Source organism: Vibrio sp. 1F263 (assembly GCF_041439035.1).
Taxonomy (GTDB): domain Bacteria; phylum Pseudomonadota; class Gammaproteobacteria; order Enterobacterales; family Vibrionaceae; genus Vibrio; species Vibrio tasmaniensis_A.
In genome coordinates this window covers 170594-187575 of the sequence record NZ_JBGONI010000005.1, presented here as the reverse complement: position 1 = coordinate 187575, position 16982 = coordinate 170594, and the positions used below count along the sequence as shown (strand labels likewise).

General features: G+C 43.0%; 16 protein-coding genes and 1 pseudogene. 12 read left to right on the top strand and 5 right to left on the bottom strand.

Going from position 1 to position 16982, the window contains the following annotated elements; all coding sequences use genetic code 11:
• The first annotated feature begins 171 nt into the window (after window positions 1-171).
• The 9 genes and pseudogenes from ACED25_RS05465 (at window position 172) to ACED25_RS05425 (ending at window position 8325) form a co-directional block, all read left to right on the top strand.
• Window positions 172-876, top strand: coding sequence for a response regulator (locus ACED25_RS05465; RefSeq protein WP_371694817.1), 705 nt, complete (start codon window positions 172-174; stop codon window positions 874-876).
• Window positions 877-912: 36 nt separating this feature from the next.
• A complete protein-coding gene (locus ACED25_RS05460) occupies window positions 913-2232 on the top strand; it encodes an ATP-binding protein (protein WP_371694816.1) in 1320 nt (439 codons plus the stop codon).
• A 123-nt stretch (window positions 2233-2355) separates the two neighbouring features.
• Window positions 2356-2652 (top strand): Bor family protein, encoded by a 297-nt coding sequence (locus tag ACED25_RS05455; protein ID WP_017097222.1) that lies wholly within the window; start codon window positions 2356-2358, stop codon window positions 2650-2652.
• 618 nt (window positions 2653-3270) lie between these two features.
• Window positions 3271-3840, top strand: coding sequence for a porin family protein (locus ACED25_RS05450; protein WP_369809720.1), 570 nt, complete (start codon window positions 3271-3273; stop codon window positions 3838-3840).
• Between the two features lie 231 nt (window positions 3841-4071).
• Window positions 4072-5694 (top strand): phosphoethanolamine transferase, encoded by a 1623-nt coding sequence (locus ACED25_RS05445; protein WP_009845988.1) that lies wholly within the window; start codon window positions 4072-4074, stop codon window positions 5692-5694.
• A 326-nt stretch (window positions 5695-6020) separates the two neighbouring features.
• Window positions 6021-6956: a CorA family divalent cation transporter gene (locus ACED25_RS05440; protein WP_371694815.1), complete on the top strand. Its 936-nt coding sequence runs from the start codon at window positions 6021-6023 to the stop codon at window positions 6954-6956.
• The gene (locus ACED25_RS05435; RefSeq protein WP_009845990.1) at window positions 6956-7501 is read left to right on the top strand and encodes a mechanosensitive ion channel family protein; all 546 of its coding nucleotides are present in this window, start codon (window positions 6956-6958) and stop codon (window positions 7499-7501) included. The genes ACED25_RS05440 and ACED25_RS05435 overlap by 1 nt, the downstream gene beginning before the upstream one ends.
• Window positions 7495-7578 (top strand): annotated as a pseudogene (locus tag ACED25_RS05430) (AraC family transcriptional regulator); the annotation flags it as partial. The gene ACED25_RS05435 and the pseudogene ACED25_RS05430, both read left to right, overlap by 7 nt.
• A gap of 114 nt (window positions 7579-7692) precedes the next feature.
• Window positions 7693-8325 carry a triacylglycerol lipase gene (locus ACED25_RS05425; RefSeq protein ID WP_009845991.1) on the top strand — a complete coding sequence of 211 codons (633 nt, stop codon included), beginning with the start codon at window positions 7693-7695 and terminating at the stop codon, window positions 8323-8325.
• 150 nt (window positions 8326-8475) lie between these two features.
• Here the strand turns inward: ACED25_RS05425 and ACED25_RS05420 are convergent, their stop codons facing one another.
• The gene (locus ACED25_RS05420) at window positions 8476-9450 is read right to left on the bottom strand and encodes an arginine deiminase-related protein (protein WP_371694814.1); all 975 of its coding nucleotides are present in this window, start codon (window positions 9448-9450) and stop codon (window positions 8476-8478) included.
• A 566-nt stretch (window positions 9451-10016) separates the two neighbouring features.
• Here ACED25_RS05420 and ACED25_RS05415 point away from each other — a divergent pair.
• Together ACED25_RS05415 and ACED25_RS05410 are read left to right on the top strand one after the other, a co-directional pair.
• Window positions 10017-11867 (top strand): ABC transporter ATP-binding protein, encoded by a 1851-nt coding sequence (locus ACED25_RS05415; RefSeq protein WP_017102251.1) that lies wholly within the window; start codon window positions 10017-10019, stop codon window positions 11865-11867.
• Between the two features lie 297 nt (window positions 11868-12164).
• Window positions 12165-12869: a DUF445 family protein gene (locus tag ACED25_RS05410; RefSeq protein WP_371694813.1), complete on the top strand. Its 705-nt coding sequence runs from the start codon at window positions 12165-12167 to the stop codon at window positions 12867-12869.
• A 109-nt stretch (window positions 12870-12978) separates the two neighbouring features.
• Here ACED25_RS05410 and ACED25_RS05405 read toward each other — a convergent pair whose 3' ends face one another.
• Window positions 12979-13467, bottom strand: a complete 489-nt coding sequence (locus ACED25_RS05405) for an Lrp/AsnC family transcriptional regulator (RefSeq protein ID WP_009845995.1) — start codon at window positions 13465-13467, stop codon at window positions 12979-12981.
• 279 nt (window positions 13468-13746) lie between these two features.
• Here ACED25_RS05405 and ACED25_RS05400 point away from each other — a divergent pair, with 279 nt between their 5' ends.
• Window positions 13747-13917 carry a hypothetical protein gene (locus ACED25_RS05400; RefSeq protein WP_009845996.1) on the top strand — a complete coding sequence of 57 codons (171 nt, stop codon included), beginning with the start codon at window positions 13747-13749 and terminating at the stop codon, window positions 13915-13917.
• Window positions 13918-13979: 62 nt separating this feature from the next.
• On the opposite strand, the gene ACED25_RS05395 is transcribed toward ACED25_RS05400, so the two are convergent.
• From ACED25_RS05395 to ACED25_RS05385, 3 genes are all read right to left on the bottom strand, one after another.
• Window positions 13980-14150 (bottom strand): hypothetical protein, encoded by a 171-nt coding sequence (locus tag ACED25_RS05395; protein ID WP_017097212.1) that lies wholly within the window; start codon window positions 14148-14150, stop codon window positions 13980-13982.
• A gap of 440 nt (window positions 14151-14590) precedes the next feature.
• Complete coding sequence (putP, locus tag ACED25_RS05390) at window positions 14591-16081, bottom strand: sodium/proline symporter PutP (protein ID WP_029222791.1); 1491 nt, start codon at window positions 16079-16081, stop codon at window positions 14591-14593.
• Window positions 16082-16268: 187 nt separating this feature from the next.
• A complete protein-coding gene (locus tag ACED25_RS05385) occupies window positions 16269-16973 on the bottom strand; it encodes a 1-pyrroline-5-carboxylate dehydrogenase (protein WP_371694812.1) in 705 nt (234 codons plus the stop codon).
• Window positions 16974-16982 lie beyond the last annotated feature (9 nt).

Below are 16982 nucleotides of genomic sequence, written 5' to 3'. Positions count from 1 at the left end.
TTCGATTAAATAAGAAATCGGCATTGAACTAGCATGGAAAGTGTTTAATCATTCGCATCAGGAATTTCTTCTTGACGCATTTGTGATTGATATGCAACAGCAGGAGCCGCCAAAATTAAACGCACTCACGTAATTTCAACAAATTAAACGCACAACAAGGCTGATAACGGAATGACAAAACCTAAAATGATCATCGTTGAAGACGATTTAAAACTTCAGCAAATGCTAAAGGATTACTTTGTAGCACAAGACTTTGAGGTCACCGCGTTAGACGATGGCAGTGATGCAGTGCAAACCATCCTTGACGACCAACCTGATATCGTGCTGTTGGATTTAATGCTTCCTGTAACCGATGGGCTTACAATCTGCCGACAGACACGTACACACTTCAAAGGTAGAATCTTAATGCTCACCGCCAGCGATGACGATTTTGATCACGTTGCTGGTTTAGAGACAGGGGCCGATGATTATGTCACTAAGCCAATAAAACCACGAGTTCTGCTAGCAAGAGTCCGGTCACTATTGCGCCGACAGGAAACCGATACGTCATCAGTCGATGACTCAGGCACCCTTCAATTTGATCAACTCATTCTGAAAAACACCTATAAAAAGTGTGAGCTTTCAGGCGCGGTTTTATCACTGACAGACAGTGAGTTTGATTTACTTTGGCTGTTAGCATCCAACCCTGATACCCCGCTGTCACGTGATTACTTAACTCAAACGCTGCGCGGGATCGAGTACGACGGGATCGATCGGACGATTGACAACAAAGTAGTACGTTTGCGAAAAATACTTGGTGACGACAAAGCACCAGCAGAGAAAATTCAAACCATTCGCGGAAAAGGTTACTTATTTGTTTCGACCGCCTGGCATTAACCGCGCTCAGTACGGGCGCAATGAAAGAGAGCGATTATGCGACGTATCTATTTGGAGTCCCTACTAGGGCTGTTAACTTGCTTTATTGTTGGTCTTCTCGCCTACGAAATTTGTGTCTATCAGCTCAATACCGACTATGAATATATATTGCAAGATTACGAAGCAACGGCCCACCAACAGCTCCTAGAAAACATAGCGAATAATCAGGGCCTCGAAGCCGCTCATCAAGCCATAAATCAGTTTGTTGACACCTCCCGCTATACCCTCGTCACATTCAAATCGAATGATGAAGTACCGACTCCAGTTTCTGAGTTCTTTACTGCTAACCCCAACGTATTTATTTTTCACGACGACTATCGGGAGTTATGGTTTCGCTTAGCTAACAGTAAAAACATCTATCATTACCTGCCCAACGACGACACGCTCGTTCGACAAAAAATAGAGCTCGAAGATGACCTCATTTGGGTATTCTTTATCGCGAGCTTCATCGTATATGGCCTGGGTCATCTGTTGATTATTTTCCGCAGAGTTAAGAAGCTTGAAAATGCCACATTACGCTTCTCTGAAGGCGACCTCTCTTCGCGAGCTGAAACATCAGGCGGCAGTGCAATTGGAACTCTGAATAAATCCTTTAATCTGATGGCCGACCGAATCCATAGCTTAATCGAGAGTAATCGTTCACTTACCAATGCGGTAGCTCATGAACTGCGAACTCCAATATTCAGAATTCAATGGCAGGCTGAAATGCTCAAAGACACGCTACTCAACAAAGAACAGCAAGATACTATCGAGAGCATTGTTGAAGACACAGAAGAGATGGAAAAAATGGTCGATGAGCTACTATATTACGCAAAACTCGACAGTTGTGATCTAGATAACTTACTACAGCCATTAGAGATAAGAGACTTTCTCGATCACGCAATGAGCCGTTGGAACAAAGAGACTGAGTTTAGTATTGATCTATCACTACCAGAACAACCTCATTTGATATTAGTAGATGATACGCTGCTCAATCGCGCGTTAGATAACCTAGTACGTAACGCGATGAAATTCGCACGCTCACAAATTTCGATAGAAGCAAGCGTGCACCACGATATGTTACAAATCGCCGTGCATGACGACGGTGACGGCGTAGCAAAAGAGCACCGTTCTCGCCTATTCGAACCTTTTTATGTTGGAGATACAGCTCGTAACAAAGCCAAGAGTGGCCATGGTCTAGGGCTTTCTATCGTCAAGAAGATCTGTGTTCAACACGGTGCAACAGTACAAGTCGCACAAAGCAATACTTTAAAGGGCGCCGTATTCACTATAGCCTTTCCACTGTGTAACGATTCGACTGACAAACCCATACAGTAACGACCAATCATCTCTGGAATAATGTTCAACATCAACCGAAGGAGGCTAGATACCCCCCTTTAAAACCAACAACACTCGTTCACCCTTACTAACGTGAGCTGAATTTTATCTCTGGAGAAACACATGAAAAAATTAATGATCATCGCGGCACTATCGCTAGTAGCAACAGGTTGCGCTCAACAAACTTTCGTAATGGCCCCTCAAGAGAGCGAAGCAACAGCACCAACAACTGAAAAGTCACACCACTTTTTCATCAACGGTCTAGCGCAGAAAAAGCAAATTGATGCAGCTAAAGTATGTAACGGTATCGACAACGTTGCTAAAGTTGAAGTTCAAGAGACATTCGTGAATGGTTTACTAGCAGCCGTAACTTTTGGTATTTATACACCACGAGAAGCACGCGTTTACTGCAAAGCTTAACTCGTCGTTATTTGTCCACGAACCAACTGACGACACCAAAAGTTTGGTCTTGGAAGCTTCTACCTGACATTCAATACTTTCGCTGGTGCTCAAGGACTGAGCATAGAATACCGTCATATTGACTGTAAATACGGGGACTGGTGCTAGCATCTCCCCGTTTATTCCTCCTAAAATGCAAACATACAATATCTCATCCCACTCAAAGCCTCATCCAAGACCACAACCACCAAACCTGTGTTTGCTCGGTTTAACATCCAACTCTCCTTGTCATGATTAGAATCAGCGTACTGCTTTGCTTTCAACAAACACCGCAACAAATACTACAATAGAGTAAATACAATGTTTGTTATATTTTATTTTTCAATTAGTTAGATAAACCCGATCTCACTTCAACCTTAAAAAACATCGTTTTATTTAGCAAATTTAACCTTTTGTCAATATGTGAATTTTATTTATAAAGAATATAACCAACAAATATGACCTTACCTCTTGATAAATCAAGGGCTACAGATAGTCACTTTATCAATGAAAAAATAGGTTTCATTTGTGAGGGTTTTATAAATCATTCGTCAGCGATACCGTGACTTACATCACAGGATGAGTAAACAAGGTATTATCATGAAAAAATCAGTATTAGCACTTGGCTTAATCGGTTTAGTTTCACTTCCAACTTTTGCAGCAAGCACAGATGGTGGCGCGTATGTAGGTGGTGGACTTAGTGTCTATCAAGACTCCGATACAGATGGTCACGGGAGTTTAGATTCAGATGGTATGGGTTATAACCTATACGGTGGTTACCAATTCAACCGTATTGTTGGCGTAGAGCTTGGCTACAACGATTATGCAGATTACAAAAATGGCGCAGAAAAACTCTCGCCAACCTCTATTTCTGCATCAGCGAATATCGGTTATACGTTTGACAACACTATTCGTCCATTCGTGTTGGCTGGTTTAAGCTCTGTTGACCTTCACGCGAATCAAGCGGCAAACTATGGGGACGACAGCGGTACTGGCTTCCACTTTGGCGTAGGTGTTGAATACACGCCGATTGAACACTTAACACTTCGCCTTATTTCACAAGCTGACGCGGTGAGTGTTGATGACTATTCCTATCAGGGTTCTCTCAAAAACGATGACCACACACTAGCGTTCAACAGTGTTAGCTTCGGTGGTTCATACAACTTCTAATGTGCTCCTCACGGCCACGTTGTAAGTAAATAACTCAAATTCACTTTGCTACTCTGCCCTATGATAAGGCAGCACAGTAAAGTGAATTTTTGTATCTATACACCCTATCGAGTCATTTCACTTTAGCCGGTTATCACTCACCATCACTTCTCGATCTTTATGCGTTGATATTAGAGCTTTCTTGATAGGGAGACTAAAATAAAGAGATAAGATACGCAGGAAAAAAGACCTATGAATCTACCAAGCTTAAACATGTCGATAAACAAACTGCCCTTTGTGTTGGCTGTGTATTATCTGCTTATCATCAACATCCCTCTCTCCCTAGAACTGTTTAGTATTGTTCAGGTATCAAAGTCTGAAAGTGTCGCGTTTCTTATATCCATCCCGTTCTTCTTCCTTGCTGCCTTCAATTTTATCTTCCAAGTCTTTAATTGGCCGATATTCTCCAAGCCGTTTTTCATCTTATTACTGATCACCTCAACCTTAGTCAGCTACAGCATGTTCAATTACGGCATATTCGTCGACTACGGGATGATAGAGAATGTGTTTGAGACCAATAGTGGTGAAGCAGCAAGCTATGTAAGTACCCACTCCATCTTATGGTTACTTGCCATGGGCGGTATTCCATCGTTCATCCTGTTGTTCACCAAACTTGAAAAAGAATCTTGGAAAGATTTCTTTGTCTGGAAATCGATTGGGCTGCTCTCTTCCTTGATCGTCATTGCCATTATTGCCGGGCTTTTCTACAAAGATTACGTATCGATTGGTCGTAATCATTCGCACATCAAAAAGATGATCATCCCGACCGAGTATGTGTCATCAACGGTTAAATATATCAATAACACTTACATAAAACAGCCCATCCCTTATCAAGAGTTAGGATTAGATGCGAAGCAAACAGCACAAGCCAAAGCGGCAACCAAACCAACATTATTAGTGTTTGTTCTTGGTGAAACCGCACGCGTGTACAACTACCAATATCATGGCTATGAGAGAGAAACCAACGCTCATACCAAGCCTTACAACCCGATATTTTTCTCTGATGTTCAGTCGTGCGGAACAGCCACCGCGGTTTCTGTGCCATGTATGTTCTCGAACATGAATCGCAGCAACTACGATCGCGACAAAGCCTACAACCAAGATAACGTGGTCGACATGATGAACCGCGCGGGCATTCACTCTATCTGGCGAGAGCATGATGGGGGAGACAAGGCGGTCGCACATCGAATCAAAGAGATGACGCTCGTCGCCAAAGACAGCGACCCGCTGTGTAATAAAGATGTGTGCTATGACACAGCCATGCTAGAGAACTTCGAACAAGATACTCAAGATCTTAAACAAGATAGCATCATTTTCTATCATATTTCGGGGTCTCACGGCCCAACGTACTTTGAGCGTTATCCAGAAGAACATAAGAAATTTACGCCTGACTGCGCTCGTGCAGACATTGAAAACTGCACCAAAGAGCAAGTGGTTAACACCTACGACAACACCATCTTGTACACGGATTTCTTTCTCTCACAGGCGATTCGGAAACTGGAGAAACTGACCGACAAGTACAATGTCGCACTGATGTATATCTCGGATCACGGAGAGTCTTTAGGGGAGAATGGCGTGTATCTTCACGGCATGCCCTACTCGCTGGCACCAAAAGAACAAACCCACGTACCGATGATCCTATGGATGTCTGATGGTTTTGCTGCGCAGAAAGGGATAAGCGAGACCTGCTTAAGAAAGGCGGGGAAAGAGCAGAGCTTTTCTCACGATAACCTGTTCGACTCCTTGCTTGGCCTGATGGACGTGCAAACTAAAGAATACCGAGCGAGCCAAGATATTTTTGCTGCGTGTCGGTAGTGTTTTTGCTTATGTAAACCATCGGAAAACTCGAGTTGCCTGAATAAGCTCTCCTCAACTTCCCCTAAAAAGAAAAGACCTCGGTCTTTTCTTTTTTTTCGTCGCTAACATGGAGCCAGAGTGCTAATTTATAACGACGAAACAATGAGCTACATTTAATAGAAACAATAATGGAAGAGTCCGTCGTGCTCCAAAGACCAACCTGTCTTATTAGACTTTATCTCACTCACATCGCTCATTGAACTTACCAAGATTAGCTCAGTTCAATACCGCGCCTGAATGGCGCCTAATATCAATGTTTATGTCATATCATTAAGGACAAATGAATGGACGCTTTCATAATTTCAAGCTGGCAATTTTCTGAGGGTGTGGCACATGAACACACCACCAGCCCAGCCTCATTCGAGCAATCAACTTGGTATCACTGCCAAAGAGATGCTGACGGTTTGAGAGAATGGCTCCACAGTAATACGGTTCCAAATGCCATCATCGATTCATTACTCACCGATGACACCCGCCCTCGGTTCGAACAGTTTGGACACGACTGTTTTTTGATGATTCTGCGAGGCATTAATCTAAACGAAGGTGCTAACCCTGACGACATGCTTAGCCTACGCATCTTATGGTACAAAGGCACTTTAATATCGACACGTAAAGTTCCTTCAAAAGCGGTCAGTAATCTGATATCTGATCTCATTCAAAACCAAGGCCCTACATCATTACCTGATGTGTTGTTGGGCATGATCCGTGGAATCAACCACAGTATTTCAACCTTCCTAGCACCCGTCGAACTATTAATTGACGAGTTAGAATCTAAATCCAATATCGACATAAGATCCATTAACGCTCTACATTCAAGGCTACTCAGACTAAGGCGTTATTTGAAGCCACAGAAATACGTTTTTGAAGATTTAATGAGTGACCTACCTGCACCATTGAGTAAGCACAACAGTCATATAAAGAACAGCCTTGATACCATCCTGAGAATTAACGAGTCTGTTGAGTTTTACATCGAACAAATTAATGTATTTTTAGCGAGCCTAAGTCAGCAACAAGCTGAAAAAATGAATAGAAATACGTACCTATTTTCTATCATTGCAGGTATTTTCCTCCCTGCTGGGTTTTTCACCGGTTTACTGGGTGTCAATATCGCTGGGATACCCGGAACAGATAACCCAATAGCATTTCCACTATTTTGCATTGGGCTGCTCGTGGTCGTAGCGGCAGAGGTCGTTATTTTGAAAAAATTGAGGTTTATTTAATGGTTGAGTTTTTGCAATCCAATATGTGGCTTAGACAAGTAGTTTTAGGTTTACTTCTTATCACTGTGTATTGGGTGATCAAACGCTTAGGTAAGAACTGGATAGAAACATTAGCGGAAAATAAGCGTGTCGAATTGAAGCGAAAGCAGTTCGTGATTAAGTGTTTCAATATTGTTCTGTTTCTACTCTTCATCGCTGTGTTTACGATTGTTCTTAACTTGGGTTTTGGTGATATTTCGCTGTTCTTATCATCCATATTTGCGGTGCTGGGTGTCGCTTTATTCGCGCAATGGTCCATTCTAAGTAACCTCACAGCCAGCGTACTAATATTTTTTGTCTTCCCTTATCGCATTGGCGACAGAGTAAGAGTCGCGGAGAAAGACGAAGACATCAGCGGTGTGATCATCGATATCACCATGTTCCACGTTATTCTTCGACACAGTTCGGGTAACATTATCACCTACCCCAACAACCTGATTTTACAAAAAGGCGTGATAAAGGTTTTGGTTGAACCTGAAGCAAAAAGTGAAGCTTCAATAAGGTAACAGGCCTAACACCGAATACCTATGCCAAACAAGGTGGACTAACCATTGATGTGTATGGAGGAGTGAGATCGGAGTAACCACTCTTTATCTATAACGAGCGCTCTGTCTTTTGTGTCCCATTAGCCGCAAGTTTTATTGAGTTTAGATTTGCGACTAAATATACTGGGGGCATCATCAGACGGAGGACAAAAATGAATAATAAAAACAAACATATAGTTTTAATTCATGGTCTATATATGCCTGCGTTGATCATGCAATATCTGGATAGAAACTTCAAAAAACGCGGCTTTACAACGCACAAGTTTGCCTACAACTCGCTGCGTTTCCCTTCTGCAGCCAAACGTCTCAATCGTTTCGTGAATGCTCGTTTTAATGAGTATGATGAGGTCTATTTTTTCGGTCACTCACTGGGTGGCTTGCTGATTCGTCATTACTTTAAATTCTACCAACCACACTTCGCCGACACCTGCATTATTACCGCAGGCACACCGCACAATGGCGCGACTATCGCTAAAACACTGTCTAATCATGGGCTTGGATTTATATTTGGTTCAAGCAAAATGATCTTAAGCGATGGCTTGGGTGACTACGACATTGATGTGCCGATTGGTGTCATTACCGGCACTTACGACGCCGGAGTTGGACGAATTGTTCTGGGAAGAAATCCTGGCGATGGTACAGTAACACTCGAAGACGCCAACCTGAGAGGAGCCACTGATACTTACGCCCTCAAACTCAACCACACAGCGCTTGTCTACTCCAAGGAAGTCGTAACACTGTCAGCTCAGTTCATTGAACACAGAGCTTTTAAGGACGCTTCATAGCTTATTCGAGTTAGCTTTTGCGCGTTGACTCCTGTATCGAGCTCTGTTCTCTTATTTGTGATAGACAAAAACAAAAATACCACTCTGCAATAAGAGTGGTATTCAAAGATTCATTGCTAAAGTGAGTGCTTGTTATACTTTCTATACTTGTTACAAGCGATTCACTCGCGTTGGTAGGAACACCTCACCCAACATGCATCGCACCGAACCACCGCCGATGTCTTCGATCGTTCTCACGTTAAATGGTAGTAGCTTACCGTGCGTCGAAAGCTGAGCTAACTGAGCTGGAGAAAACGCATCGTAAGCCGATTGAGACATCGCGATCACCTTGTCGCCATTCACAGTTTCAAGCTGAAGGATGTTGCCACAAAAACGATTCATCTGATCGATTGAGATAGAGATAACTTGCTTGTCTTTGGCAAGAGACTTCACAACAAAGCGGCGCTCAAACTCTGGGATCACTTCATCACAGATCACGCAGAAATTATCGCCAATCGCCATCATCACATTGGTATGGTAAATCGGTTGACCAGACGGTAATGCCGTTTGGAACGAGACCACGCGAGAATAGCCAATGCGCTTAGCGTAATCTTCCAATACTTCGCGGTCACAACGTTGTGAAAGCGCAGCATAAATGGTCTTGTTGATATGGTCGATCACCATCACGCCTGTGCTCTCTAGATAAGAACCTTGAGCAACGTACGACTCCATAGACTCACTGTGATTAACAATGCGACCAGACGCTTCCAACGCTTCAATAAGTGCATTCGGCTTAACTTCATTTTGACGGTTTTCACACGCCATAGGGAAAGTGAATAGGCTTCCATCACTACAAGTACTGAACCAGTTGTTTGGGAACACTGCGTCAGGGGTTTCAACACCCAGTTCCGGATAATCAAACTCTACAACTTGCACACCTTCTTTACGTAGCGAAACCACCATAGCCTTAAACTCGGCCATCGTTTCTAGCTTTACCTCAGCTTCAGTCAGATCGACTCTGTGCTGAAACTCGTTATCACGGGCTGTTTCTTCGTTAAATTTAAATTCTTTTGGCGGCACCATAACAACGCAATTTGCGTTTTGAACATTAGTAATATGCAGTGATTTTTTGTGTAGGTTTAACATTTTAACCGTCCCTATCTTTTATTTACCTCAGAATTGTAAACAACTTGTTACGACAAAATTCACTGAAAATCACAATGATTTGAATATTTATCCCAAGTAATTACTGCAGATTTTAGATTAATCGGTAATTTTTACTGCAAGATAACAGCACATCAGAAAGAACCAACTGTATGCATATTCGTTAAAGAATTTTCTGGATAAATATTCTCATTTCATTTTTCAGCTCCACACGAGTTTTGATTACAATTTAATCCATTTAACGTTAGGATTATCACCGTTGCATAACCATCAATTACGTTTGAAATAAGCTTAACTTTTCCTGCCTAATTCAATCTAAAATTAGCTTCATGAAAGACACTCTTTGGAAGTGTTCTGTGTCGCTTAAACCAAGTACTTACATAAGAACTAAACAAAACTCTATCGAATGGCTTAATACTTATAAGAACGCGTTGGCACTTATATAATTTCAAACTAAAACTGAAAAATTCAAATCAAGACTATAAAAACAAAGCTGCACATCACGATGCTCTAGCATCAAAGATGCAGTAGCTTATAAAGGGAAAACTATGTACAAGAAATTTGAAGGCTTTACTGAAGCCTTTCCAAAGGGAGAGCCGATACAACCTCCTACTGGAATACTGGCATTCTGCCGCCATTACACACGAGGTTTTGAAAAGCCGTTGATCTTGCTCGGATTGATGAGCATGACCATCGCGATCATCGAAGTTGCGCTGTTCGGTTACATGGGTCAACTGGTTGACTGGCTATCAACCAGCAACCCGGACACTTTCTTGGCAGACAACGAGTCGACACTGATGGGGCTCGGCGTTCTGCTGTTGGTCGTGATGCCAATCTTGATCAGTGTTTATTCGCTATTGCTTCACCAAACTTTGCTAGGCAACTATCCAATGTCGATTCGTTGGTTAGCTCACCGCTACCTTTTGAAGCAAAGTTTGTCGTTCTATCAAGATGACTTTGCCGGGCGTGTCGCGACCAAAGTGATGCAAACCTCGCTCGCGGTACGTGAAACCGTGACCAAAATGGTCGATGTGTTTGTTTACGTGACGGTTTACTTTACAGCGATGCTGTTCATGCTCGCTGAATCGGATTGGCGCTTAATGGCTCCAATGTTGATTTGGTTGTTCATTTACGTTGGCATTCAACTGCACTTCGTACCAAAGCTGAAAGATGTGTCTTCAGAACAAGCGGATGCTCGCTCGTTGATGACGGGTCGCATTGTGGATAGCTACACCAACATCGCTACGGTCAAACTTTTCTCTCATAGTAAAAGAGAAACCGAGTACGCAGAAGAAGGCATGGAAGGCTTCCTAGACACAGTCCATCGCCAAATGCGCTTGGTTACTGGCTTCAACATCTGCGTTGAATTCGCTAACTACTTGTTGGTGTTCAGCATTGCCGGTATCTCTATCTACCTATGGCTAGATAACGCGATCACCGTAGGTGCAATTGCGATTGCGGTCAGCTTAGCTCTGCGTATTAACGGCATGTCGAAATGGATCATGTGGGAAATAGGTGGTCTGTTTGAAAACCTAGGTACCGTGATTGATGGTATTAAAACACTGTCTAAGCCCATTGCTATCGAAGACAAAAAAGATGCGAAACCTTTGGACGTTCCACAAGGCGGTATCAACTTCGACAACGTGAGCTTTAACTACGGTGAGAATAAGGGTGTGATTAACAACCTAAACCTCAACATCAAACCGGGTGAAAAAGTCGGCTTGGTTGGCCGTTCAGGTGCAGGTAAATCGACCCTAGTTAACTTACTGCTGCGTTTCCACGATGTAGAAAGTGGTCGCATCCTGATTGATGACCAAGAGATCTCGAGCGTTACTCAAGATTCTCTGCGTAGCAACATAGGTATGGTGACTCAAGATACCTCACTGCTGCACCGTTCGATCAAAGACAACATTCTTTACGGTCGTCCTGAGGCAACAGATGAAGAAGTGTATGCCGCAACCAAACAGGCACACGCTCATGAGTTTATCGAAACGCTAACTGACCCGTTTGGTAACGTTGGCTACGATGCTCAAGTAGGTGAACGTGGCGTTAAGCTTTCTGGTGGGCAGCGTCAACGTGTCGCTATCTCACGTGTACTTCTGAAGAATGCTCCGCTGTTGGTTCTAGATGAAGCAACATCAGCTCTCGATTCAGAGGTTGAAGCTGCGATACAAGAGAGCTTGATTGAACTAATGGAAGGCAAAACGGTTATAGCGATTGCACACCGTCTATCGACGATTGCAGCAATGGACCGTTTGATCGTACTCGACCAAGGTAATATCGTCGAAGAAGGCACGCACCAAGAGCTGATTACACAAAATGGCATCTATGCTCAATTGTGGAATCACCAGACTGGTGGGTTTATTGGTGATGATCTTGAACAGACAACGAGCGCTTAATTTATATTCCATTTTAAAAGTGCGGCGTAATTCACACCAAAATGTTAATTGGCGGTAAATTACACATGGCAGAATGTTATGTCGTAATCATATAATGACATTAACAGCAATGACGCTTCGCTTGCGCGTTCTGGAATAAGGCTAGACTTCGGGGGGAGGCTAGCCTTTTTTATGCCTGTTATTCTCTGCCCCTTTCTCATCTGTTTTCATTGGTTCTATAAACTTCATCGATCCTTTTGTTTTTTTCTTGGCGTTTTTTTCTTAAAATGCGCGCAGTATTCTTTCTAGAGATCAACCATGAACAAAAGTATCTTAACTAACGTTATTGCGTTAGCACTGCTTGCTGGCGGCTATGCGACAGCAAACCAATACTTGCTTTATGCAGGCCTATTCGCCTTTTCTGGTGCCATCACCAACTGGCTTGCGATTCACATGTTGTTCGAAAAAGTACCCGGCCTATATGGTTCTGGTGTTATTCCAGCACGCTTTGAAGAGTTCAAGGCTGCAATCAAGCAACTAATGATGGAACAGTTCTTTACTGAAAGTAACATCGACCGCTTCCTTAGCAGTGAGATGACCGGAAAATCGCTCAATCTAGAGCCCGTAATTAAAAAGATCGACTTTAACCCAGCATTCGATTCACTGGTTCATGTTATCGAAAACTCACAGTTTGGTGGCATGTTGGCGATGGTTGGTGGCACAGAAGCACTGCAGCCAATGAAGGCGCCATTTGTTGAGAAGATGCAAGAGTCTGTGATTGAAATCAGCAAGAGCGATTCGGTAAAAAATGCTATCAAGGATGAACTTGAATCGCCTGCAATGATGGATGAAATTAAAGAGAACATTGAGGCGATCATCGATCAGCGCTTGAATGAACTGACTCCAAAACTGGTTAAAGAGATGGTTCAGACCATGATCAAAAAACACCTTGGTTGGTTGGTCGTTTGGGGTGGGGTATTCGGCGGTGTGATTGGTTTAATCTCTGCCGCAATTACGCTGTAAGGCGGAGAAGTTTATCCGATTGATCTTTATCTGACGTTCAACAAAAAATGGAAGCTTATTGGCTTCCATTTTTTATATCTAAATAACCTTGGTAAGGCAAAGCCGGTCACTATTTTATGGTGGCCAACAGCTCAGGGTTAACACCAAAGCCCTTCTTGTGTTCTTCAATCACCACTTCGCTGCGTGTTTGAATTACACCTGGCAGGGTGCCCAACTTAGTTGCCATAAATGCTTGATACGCCTTCATGTCTTTTACTCGAACCTTGATCATGGTGTCAAAATCCCCCGACAGCGAATAGCACTCTTCTACTTCAGGCATCGTTTCAACCGCTTGGGCAAATTTATCAAAAATTGAAAAACTGGTTTGATCGAGGCGAATATGGATAAACACTTGGACATCGAGCCCCAACTTTTCTGAACAAAGCTCAGCATGATAGCCTGTGATGTAGCCCACTTTTTCCAATCGCTTCAACCTATCAGAGCAAGGTGAAGTTGTTAGGTTGACCTGTTTCGCTAGTTCAACAACGGGCAAACGGCCTTTCATATGCAGAATTCTTAGTATCTCTTTATCGATACGATCGAGTTGATGCTGAGACATAATATTCCTTAAACATTCTAGATTGCGCTCAGTATATTCCATACTAAGAGCAATCGAAGAAAACCTTGCTCACACATTTAGAAAACTAAATAGACCATTCCTATTCACGTTAAATATAAAACCGAACGGAGCGATAACAACCCTTATAAATCAAACTCCAGTTATTAACAAATTATTATAGAAATGACCCGATTAACAAATAAGTTGAGCCAGAAACGAAAGAAAGGATATAGGCCAAAGTGAATAATAGAATTCTCAAAGAGAAAGGATGACTCTATTATGAAAACGCAAGAACTCGCATATAAACCTTACGGAATCGGTTCATGGACACACGTAACGGTATCAAAAGATGTTGCCCAAGCACTCGCAAGTGAATACTCAAACTATGGCTGGGAAGTTAAGATTGATGGCAATGTCGTCGAGGCAGAACCTTCACTAAAAGCGGCATAAAAAACGAAAAAACCTCCATCAGGGAGGTTTTTAAATCTAAGTTAGTAAGCACTTACTACAATCTAAGCCAGACCAACTTGGGGAACTGCAGTTCCTGTTTCACAACGACAGTTACACGTTCGACAGAAGTGTTGAGTTTCCATGTCGTAGTACAGGTTTCCACTAAATAGCTTTGACGTCCATTGCATCATACGGCCAGAGGTTGTCTCAGGCTCAGATTCACAACGTTTCATTATAGACTTATGTAGTGTTGTTTTTTTACATCCTTTGCAATAGAGATCAGGCATACCTTTGTCCTATAGGTCTTTAGTGGTTACTGATAATTGACACATGATGTCCAATTCAGTGTAATAATTCACCGAGCTAATAACAAAAGTGAGCGCCAAGTTCAAAAAATAGCCATTTTATCGGTTATTTTTTGACATCAAGCGCTATGAAAAGCCTTTATCTTCTATTTATTTCCCTTCTATCATTTGGTTTCGATTTACATTGTAAACCTCATAACAGCCGTGCTTCTTCTGTATCCTACTGGTTTTTTATAAGACAAAGGTAGTGCCCACATAAAAAAATAGAGCCACCGAAGTGACTCTATTACTTTTATTTTTCAATTTCTTTTTACAATTGCTTTTTAGCTAATGTTCTTTGCTAATTCACATATGTTTTACAATGTAAATTAGTCTAGCTCAACTAGGTTCTTCTTGAACTCAGCGTGTTGCTTTTTCACTTCGTCTTCTGGCTCACCAGTCATTAGACTCACAATAACGATAGAAAGCGTCGATAGGATGATTCCCGGTACGATTTCGTAAACATCGAACCAACCGCCCGTGAACTGCTTCCAAAGTACAATCGTAACACCACCAACCACGATACCCGCTAGAGCGCCGTTACGGTTCATACGAGACCAGTATAGGCTTAATACGATTGCAGGACCGAATGCAGCACCAAAACCAGCCCATGCGTAAGATACAAGGCCAAGTACTGAGCTGTCTGGTGTCATCGCCAGAACAAGAGCAACAAGAGAAATTAGAATAACCGCGAAACGGCCGACACGAACAATCTCTTCTGACGTTGCGTCTTTCTTCAAAACTTGCTTATACAGGTCTTCTGCCATTGCAGATGAAGAAACAAGAAGTTGTGAATCCGCAGTACTCATGATTGCCGCTAGAATGGCAGCAAGTAGGATGCCGGCGATTACTGGGTGGAACATCGCGTTCACAAGAAGCATGAAGATCTTCTCGCCATCGTCTAGCTTAGGTGCGCCAGAGTTCGTCACATAGATTAGACCAACAAGACCCACAAGCATTGCACCAATCATAGACAGTGCAGTCCAGATAACGGCAATGCGGCGCGCTGTTGTTAGGTCTTTATTACTACGTGTTGCTTTGAAACGCGCAAGGATGTGTGGTTGACCGAAGTAACCCAAACCCCATGCCGCTAGTGAGATGATCGCAATAGCAGACAGTGGCTCACCCTTCGCATCATTCCATAGCGTTAGCAGCTCTGGGTTGATGTTGTGTAGGTCGCTAGAAAGCTGACCTAGGCCACCGTTCATTGCCGCGATTGGTACAATCAATAGCGCTGCAGACATGAGTAGACCTTGAACCAAGTCAGTCCAAGATACCGCTAGGAAACCACCAAACAGAGTGTACGAAACTACACAGACTGTACCGATAATTACCGCTGTTGTGTAATCAAGGCCGAATACCGTTTCAAACAATTTACCACCTGCTACCAAGCCTGAACTTGTGTAGAAAAGGAAGAATAAAAGGATAAAGAAAGCAGAAATTGTTTGGATCAGCTTAGAATTATCATTGAAACGACGAGATAGGAACTCAGGCAGCGTCAGTGATTCAGTCGTAATGCTGTAAGTACGTAGACGTTTTGCACTGATTAACCAGTTTGCCCAAGTACCAACAAGTAGACCACCAGCAAGCCAAAATGCTTCAAAGCCAGCAGCGTAAGCGTAACCTGGCAGGCCAAGTAGCAACCAACCACTCATGTCTGATGCGCCAGCAGAAAGTGCAGCAGGCCATGGGCCTAACGAACGACCACCTAGGAAGTAGTCTGTTGAGTTAGATGTACGTTTGTAAGCAATAACACCGATCGCTAGCATCATAATTAGATACGCAATGAACGTCGTCGTTATTGCAAAACTGTTTTCTATCATTTGATAGTCCTCATTTTGTAGAAAGCCTTCCATGCCTAATTCAATGCAAGACACTCACCGTAAAGGCAAGCGAGTGCATTGAGTTAGGTATTGAGGCTCCAATGCACTATGAATTAAATCCAAAGATGGAGAAAACCCAACAATGGAAAAAACCAAAAGTACTTAGAGCCAATTTTACTGAAGGTTAGTGAGCTTCACTTCCAAGTTCGAGCAAGGTCGCGTTACCGCCCACGGCTGTTATATTTATAGTTCGCGTACGCTCGGTAATGAAGCGCAGCGATAGGTGTGGATCATTAGCAACATTCATTGTCACCAGATCCGTTTCAGCTACTAAACCGACGATTGCACCGTCACGCTTAGCAAGCTGTAAATTGATAGCTTGTGCCGTTTGCGAGTTACCTACGTAACCCACGCTACGTACATCGCAAGACAACAACTGTTGAGCAGCGTCGTACGAAGCAACCTGCACCAGGTTGGTTGGTAGATTCGCTTGTTTCGCGGCATCTGCAATTAAGGTGTTGAACTGCACGTCATCACTGCACAATTGAACGCTGTTACCTGCCAATAGTGCTGCAGTAATCATCGCTGTTGCAGTTTGCAGTGCGGGCACCTTCTCTTCACAATCATCAACAATCACCAAAGCCACACCGCGGCCTGCGGCATACAACTCATTGGTTTCGCCCGTAGGACCTGCCATTAAGTGATGCTCAGAAAGCAGCGCAGACGCTTGCTCTAGATGATAAGTTGCCACTGCAGCCAAAGGCACAGATTGACTTTCGATCTCTGATTTCAGCGCAAGTACCTGAGCACTCTTGTAATCAAAGTCGGTAAGATTCCATTGTTCCCACGCTAGCAAAGCATCAGAAAAACCTGTCACTTGATGAACCATGATACTGCT